Here is a 7,544-nt window from a genome sequence, read left to right on the forward strand (position 1 = left end):
AAACGCTTCACAGGTCTGTCGTACCAAGTCTCTGACTCGTTCCGCTACCTCACCACTCAGCACTTTGTAACGATACTTGGTTACCCAAACAAAATGGTACTCAATTTGGTAAACCGTATGGCTGCCGTATCTGTAATCCATCGCCACCTCCTTGGCTCAATTATCGCAGCTAAAGCTGACCGGCTAAAGCCGGTGGTTTAAACCTTATGATGGAAAATTAAAGCCACTTAGTTTGAAGGCTGCTATGTGGGCGGGGCTTACATTGGCAAAAACGCGCCAAGGCTGGCTGAAAAGGCTTTCAGTTCGCCCCTGAGAGCAGCATTAAGGCAATCCGCAAGTTTGCTATTCTTTCTGTTTTACCCTAATTAATTTGCCGGTATCAAAACCTTGCTTTTTGGCGTCCTCGATTAAAGCGTCGAGGATTTTCTTCGGTAGGGTCTTGGTTCGCGCTAAAATCCAGAGGTAGGATCTATTCGGCCCGGTCACCATCGAATATTGATAATTTTGCTTGTCCAGCGCGATGATATTGTAGCTGCCGTAAAAAGGTCCGAAAAAAGAGACCTTGAGCCTGCCTACCGTTGGCTGTTCGATAAAGTAAGCCTTGCCTTCGGCTTTTTTCCATTCGCCGGTTTCCAGATTCTGGCCTTGATTCAGGACTTCGAGGCCGCCGTCGTTAGCTAGCGAATAGTGCGCCGAAATATTGTCCAAGCCTTTCTCAAAACGCTGGTCGAGCCGTGCTATTTCATACCATGTACCCACATAGCGGTTGACGTCAAAGCCGTCAACAGGTTTCATGCCTTTGGGTATGCCTGTGCAACTTGCGAGTAAAAAAGCCAAAAGCCAAAAAATATTCATCTTGAATCTACTTCAGTTATATTGCCATACTGCGTAATTATCGAACGGAATCTACAATGACTGATGGAATCTTGTTTTGAGGGCGGGGCGATTCGCTTTCATAAGGTAAGCCAAAAGCCCGAAAGCAAGATGGGACAAACCGGTATAGATGAAAAAAATCGATAAATTGGGGTCCACCTCCATATCGTTGATCACGCCGTAAACCTTTAAAGATACGGTCATCAGCACCAGAGAGAAGCCGATCAGCATAAAAAACTCATTTTTGCCTAATAAAATGCACCCGATACACAGAAAGGCTTCCGTAACAGCCAGATAAATCAGCATGATGCGAAGGTTATTGGCCAATGGTCCATAAAGATCGGCATTAAACTCAAAGACGGATCCGTTATCCGAAATCGCCAGAAAGCCTGCCGTAATCAGCACGACGACGGACAGATAGAAATTGACCTCTACAAACCATTTCAGGATTGTAAAGATTTTCGTTGATGTCGTTTTCATGTTCCACCGTCTGCAAAAAAATCTCCCTTTTGCGAAAAGGGAGATTTGAGGAGAGGATATTACGCACAAAAGCGCTACAGAAAATAAAACCAAAAACCCCTCGATTAATCGAAGGGTCGAAAAATTTATATTCTGTAAGCGGGAGTTTACCCGGACGCGCTTCATTGTCAAGATATTATTATACAATATCTGTACAATAATTTAACATTGAGATTGCCGACGTTCCGGAAGGGAGCGCGGGCCATTGGTGAGATTGTCTTTGCGGATAGGGCAAAAAAATCCCATAGGTGAAATTGAATTATGTCGCATTGAGCATGCGGCACTGATAAACTCCAAACTGAAATAACGTTAAATTTTTACAAAACGATAAAATATTCGCTTCGCCGCTTCAGCGGTCGCGATATAAAGCACAATAATGCCGCCCAATAAAGCCAGTATATGAGGTGGAAGTGGCGTAAAGCCGATCAGCGATGCGAACGGAAAATAAGGCAAGGCCAAAGTCAAGGCGACAATCGTTAAAGTGGCGATCGCCAGATACTTGCCGGGTCGGCTTTTGAAGATGGATTTGCCGCTGCGAACGACAAAAACGATCAATGCCGCCGACACCACCGATTCCAGAAACCAGCCGGTGCGGAATTGCTCGACGGGCACCTTTAACCACAACAGCAGGCCGAAAGTTAAATAATCGAACACGGAACTGACGATGCCGAAGGTGATCATGAATTTACGAATGAAGTGAATATCCCAGCGCCGGGGTTGGGTGACCATTTCCGCGTCCACATTATCGGATGCGATGGTCATTTCCGGAAAATCGGTCAATAGGTTGGTCATTAATATTTGCTTGGGCAATAACGGTAAAAAAGGCAGGAACAGCGATGCGCCCGCCATACTGAACATGTTACCGAAATTGGCGCTCGTCGCCATAAACACATATTTTAAGGTGTTGGCAAAGGTAATGCGTCCCTCTTTGACGCCTTGGACAAGAACATCCAGATTTTTTTCCAACAGCACGATTTGCGCGGTCTCCTTGGCGACATCGGCTGCGCTATCGACCGAAATGCCGACATCGGCCGCATGCAACGCGGAGACATCGTTAATGCCGTCGCCCATGTAACCGACCACAAAACCGGCTTTCTTCAGGGCGATGATAATCCGTTCCTTTTGGTTAGGCTCGACTTCCGCGAATACATTAACTTCGGCCACTTGATTCATCAGGGCTCTTCCGCTCATTTGGGCGATTTCCGGGCCCGTCAGTATTTCAGCGCCTGATAGCCCCAGTTGATGGCTGACGGATTCGGCAACCAGACGGTTATCGCCGGTGATGATTTTAAGGGTGACGCCGAGTTCTCTCAACTGCTCGATGGTCTGGGCGCAGTTGGCTTTCGGCGGATCGAACAAGGTAATAAAGCCCAAAAAACGCATTTCCGCTTCATCGTCCTTAGCCAGTTTGTCTTCTTCGGCCAGCGGCTTATAAGCCACGCCCAAGGTGCGCAGGCCTTGAGCGCTGAAGGCTTCATAGCGTTGTTGTATAGCCTCGCGGACTTCATCGAGATCGGTCAGGGTGCCGTCGCTGTTTTCAATATGCGTGCAGACGGCCAGCACGTTAGTGAGCGCGCCTTTGGTGATCAAGACGCCAGCGCCTGCATCCGAAATCAGCATGCTCAGGCGCTTACGATGAAAATCGTACGGAATTTCGGCCAATTTACGGCAATCCTGGACGTCGAACGCGCGAAAATTCCGAATCGCTTCGTCAATAGGATTATTGAAACCGGTCTCATAAAGAGAATTCAGATAAGCATAACGAGAGACTTTTTCGCTGGGTTCGCCTTTGGCATCCAAGGCTCCCTTCAGGCGAACCTTGCCTTCGGTCAGGGTGCCGGTCTTATCGGAGCACAAGACGTTCATACTGCCGAAGTTCTCGATGGACGTCAGTTGCTTGACAATCACTTTTTTCGCGGCCATGCGCTTGGCGCCATGCGCCAGATTGATGCTGATCACGGCGGGCAACAATTGCGGCGTCAGCCCCACGGCCAACGCCAACGCGAACAAAAAAGAATCCACCACCGGATTATGCTGATAGACGTTCACCGCGAAAATCATGATCACCAGGGTTAAGGTGACTTCCATCAGCATATAGCCGAAACGTCTGACGCCGCGCTCGAACTCGGTTTCAGGCGCTTTAAGCTTGATGCGGACGGAAAGTTTGCCGAACTCGGTGCTTTGTCCGGTCGCCATAACCAATGCTTTCGCTTCGCCGCTTTGCACATGTGTGCCCATCCATAAGGCATTGCTGCGTTGGCCGAGTGGCACATCGGAGGCAACGATTCCCGGAGATTTTTCGACCGGATAGCTTTCGCCGGTCAGCATGGCTTCATCGATAAAAAGATGGTCGGCCTCCAGCAATAAACAATCGGCCGGTATGATATCCCCCGCTTTCAATACGATGATGTCGCCCGGCGCCAATTCATCTGCAGGAACCTCCGAGATTGCGTTAGCGCGCAATACCGCCACCTTGATTTGCACCAGCGCGAGTAACTTTGCCACGGCGTCGGCTGCGCCTTTTTCTTGCCAGAATCCCAGAATGCCGCTGATCAAGACGATCGTCAAAATAATCACGGCATCGACTTTGTCATGCAGAAAAAAAGATAATCCGGTCGCGAACAGCAAAATCAAGATAATCGAGCTTTTGAACTGGGCTAAAAACAAACGCCAGGGGCCGGTTTGTTTTTTACCGTTTAGCCGGTTGGCGCCGAAGCGATTTAAGCGTTCCTCGGCTTCCTCCGGGCTCAAGCCTTGCGCGGTCGTTTGCAGTCGCTCCAACTGCTTGTCTACGGCAATACTCCAGAAAGCCGGATCGTTTTTTTTATTGGCAGTCGGCTGGGACATGGCGTTGTGCTTTATGTTGTTATGAGTAATGGTTTGAAGTATCTACTGAGGTGATGCGGTGCAACATCGAGTTGGTGCATAAAGATTCAAAAATGTTATGATACTTGTTTGTGTTTCTATCGACAAAACAATCGAATAACGCCATACGTCGGGAGAGATTTACCAGTTTTTGGCGGTGGATGCGCCCGGCAAAGGAAGGTTTTATGACATCGGAATACGATTTTTAGAGGCAGCATACGCCGCGGCAGTTAATCTGGCAGACGCCATTGTTGCCGGGCACGCTGCACCGCTGTTACTCGCCAGCCTCCGTAGCTTATCTTATTATGTGATATATATGCCAAATAATATCGTTTTTATTTGTTTTTAAAGCCTATTAACCTTAGTTCAAGGTATCGATCCGATCTCCGTTAGCGATAAGCAATTGTTTAATCTGTGTGACAAGGCAGTGAGGTAAATGTTGCAGTATTTGAAACACAATGAGAATGGAAATCGCGCATTTTAATTTCTCTTGTTATTAACCATCATTTCTGATGGAAATCGTTATGCCCTGCTTTAACGATGCTTAATTCCATTCATCCCTATAAATATCAATTCAAAAATTAGGAAAAAAGATGCCGCATTGGTTTGAAGATAACGCCAAGTCTATTGGCCGCACGCCTTTGGTAAAGCTCAATCGAGTAGACGATGGCGCTCATGCAACCATTCTCGCCAAAATCGAAGGGCGCAATCCCGGCTATTCGGTTAAATGCAGAATCGGCGCAGCCCTGGTTGAGGATGCAGAAAAACGTGGGCTTTTGGGTCCCGGAAAGGAATTGATCGAACCCACCAGCGGCAATACCGGCATTGCCTTGGCTTTTGTCGCCGCCGCTAAAGGCATTCCGCTGACTTTAACGATGCCGGAAAGCATGAGTCTGGAGCGGAGAAAATTATTAATCGCCTATGGCGCAAAATTGGTACTGACCGAGGCTGCGCGCGGCATGAGCGGCGCCATTGCCAAAGCCGAGGAAATCGCAGCTTCCGATCCGGGTCGCTATGTTTTACTGCAACAATTTAAAAATCCTGCCAATCCCGCGATACATGAACAGACCACGGGGCCTGAAATATGGCATGACACCGAGGGCAAAATCGATGTCTTTGTTGCAGGCGTCGGCACCGGCGGCACCATTACCGGCGTTTCACGGTATCTCAAGAAAATTCAGGGCAAGCCAATTATTGCTGTCGCCGTTGAACCTGCCGCCAGCCCGGTTCTCACACAACGGCTCGCAGGAGAGGAACTCAGGCCGGGTCCGCACAAAATACAGGGTATTGGCGCGGGATTCGTTCCCGATGTGCTGGATTTATCGCTGATTGACGAAGTAGAACAGGTGACCAATGAAGAGGCTATTGACTATGCGAGACGATTGGCAAGAGAAGAGGGCATTCTCTCCGGAATATCAAGTGGTGCTGCAGTGGCGGTGGCGGTTCGCCATGCCAAGCTTGCCCAAAATAAAGGTAAAACAATTGTTGTGGTGTTGCCGGATTCGGGTGAACGCTATTTGAGTTCGGTATTGTTCGAAGGCCTGTTCGATAAAAACGGACTGCCGGCACCGCTACAGTAAAGCGCGCGAGCAATACCCTTTCTTGACGAACCCGGCGATGTCCGCGGGAAATTCGGCAACCGCCAGTTCCCGATAGCGCCGCCCCCAGATTAAAAAAAACCTAGTGAAAAAACCAGATGACACTGCATTTTCCTCCATTCAAGATCAAAACCTATAACACGCTATCCAACATCGGGTTGGAAAAATTTCCGTCCCAACGCTATGAAATCGGACCAGGAATTGAATACCCTGATGCGATCCTGTTGCGTTCTCACGACCTGCATGATGTGGCCATTCCCGAATCGGTTAAAGCCGTGGGCAGAGCCGGCACCGGTGTTAACAATATTCCTGTTGCCGAATACTCCAAGCGCGGCATTCCCGTCTTCAACGCGCCGGGCGCCAATGCGAATGCCGTGACTGAATTGGCTATCGCGGGTCTCTTGTTAGCGGCGCGTAACATTCCCGATGCCTGGTATTTCACCAAAAAACTCGAAGGCGATGGCGATGAACTTGAAGCGTTAGTCGAACATGGCAAAAAGCGCTTCTCCGGCTTTGAATTGGCCGGCAAGACCCTGGGAGTCGTGGGGCTGGGCGCCATCGGCGTCAAAGTGAGCAATGCCGCGACCGCGCTCGGATTGAAAGTCGTCGGCTTCGACCCTCAAATGACAGTGGAAAGCGCCTGGAAACTGTCGGCGGATGCGATTCCCGCCGGCAGCCTGGACGAACTGTTGTCGCGTGCCGATTTCGTTAGCCTGCACGTGCCGCTGAACGAGCACACGAGGCAACTGATTAACGAGGCGCGCATCGCAAAGATGAAACCGAGAGCGACTTTGTTGAATTTCTCGCGGGCCGCTATCGTCGATGAAGCCGCCGTCATAGACGCGCTGGAATCCTCCAAACTTCATGCCTATGTTTCGGATTTCCCGTCGCGGGCCTTGTTGAATCATGCGCGGACGATCGTATTGCCGCATCTTGGCGCATCCACCGCCGAGGCCGAGGATAACTGCGCGGCCATGGTTTCTCAGCAGGTACGCGATTTTCTGGAGAACGGCAACATTCGCCGCTCGGTTAATTTTCCCGATGTCAACTTGCCTCGCGGCGAGGGGTTAAGGCTGGCGATTGCCAACGAAAACATACCGAGCATGGTCAGCCAGATGACGGCGGCGCTGGCCGAAAATGGCCTTAACATCGTCAACATACTCAACAAATCGCGCGGAGATTATGCGTATACGCTGATTGATATCAACGCGCAAATTCCACCGCCGGTCCTTGCCCGGCTGAGTTCCATTCATGGCGTGCTTTCGGTGCGGATCGTTTGACAGTGCGCATATGCGATCTCGCAACAGTGATTTTAACGATTAACCGTTTTTCTGTCGCGTGGATTTGCTGCCGTATCCTACGAGCTGAAAAAGTTTGCGTAACCGGGTCACGCAAAATCGTAGCGTAATGAAAAGAGGATCAATGATGTTGTAAATCATTGATTCCTTTTTTTATATCTGGAGCTGGTGGTTGGGGCTCGAACCCGCGGCCGGCTGATTACAAACCAAAGGCTAAAATTATTAACTATTAAAAAACAGATGCCTACGGCGCTTTCCATCATCATTCCGTAAGCGTCAAAGGCGCTGAATTGATCTCGATTAGCGGTCACACCTACATCACTTCAGATACGCTGGTGGACTTGCTGGCAACCATCAGAAGCCTGCACCCCGATACCGCCATTACGCTGGT

At 49.6% G+C, this 7,544-nt stretch carries 6 protein-coding genes; 2 read left to right on the plus strand and 4 right to left on the minus strand.

Annotated elements, in window-relative coordinates:
* From U2W12_RS00255 to mgtA, 4 genes are all read right to left on the minus strand, one after another.
* Window positions 1-141: transposase (locus tag U2W12_RS00255; protein ID WP_326498676.1), on the minus strand; the 141-nt coding region annotated here is incomplete at its 3' end.
* A gap of 201 nt (window positions 142-342) precedes the next feature.
* On the minus strand, window positions 343-855 hold the full coding sequence (locus U2W12_RS00260; protein ID WP_326498671.1) for a lipocalin family protein: 513 nt from the start codon (window positions 853-855) through the stop codon (window positions 343-345).
* A gap of 51 nt (window positions 856-906) precedes the next feature.
* Window positions 907-1,353 (minus strand): hypothetical protein, encoded by a 447-nt coding sequence (locus U2W12_RS00265; RefSeq protein ID WP_326498672.1) that lies wholly within the window; start codon window positions 1,351-1,353, stop codon window positions 907-909.
* Window positions 1,354-1,701: 348 nt separating this feature from the next.
* Window positions 1,702-4,239: a magnesium-translocating P-type ATPase gene (mgtA, locus tag U2W12_RS00270; protein ID WP_326498673.1), complete on the minus strand. Its 2,538-nt coding sequence runs from the start codon at window positions 4,237-4,239 to the stop codon at window positions 1,702-1,704.
* A gap of 611 nt (window positions 4,240-4,850) precedes the next feature.
* Between mgtA and cysK the strand changes: the two genes are divergently transcribed.
* Complete coding sequence (gene cysK, locus U2W12_RS00275; RefSeq protein WP_326498674.1) at window positions 4,851-5,837, plus strand: cysteine synthase A; 987 nt, start codon at window positions 4,851-4,853, stop codon at window positions 5,835-5,837.
* A 116-nt stretch (window positions 5,838-5,953) separates the two neighbouring features.
* On the plus strand, window positions 5,954-7,135 hold the full coding sequence (locus tag U2W12_RS00280; RefSeq protein WP_326498675.1) for a 3-phosphoglycerate dehydrogenase family protein: 1,182 nt from the start codon (window positions 5,954-5,956) through the stop codon (window positions 7,133-7,135).
* The last annotated feature ends 409 nt before the right edge of the window (window positions 7,136-7,544 follow it).

Origin of the sequence: Methylomicrobium sp. Wu6 (genome assembly GCF_035916875.1) — a bacterium.
GTDB lineage: Bacteria > Pseudomonadota > Gammaproteobacteria > Methylococcales > Methylomonadaceae > Methylomicrobium.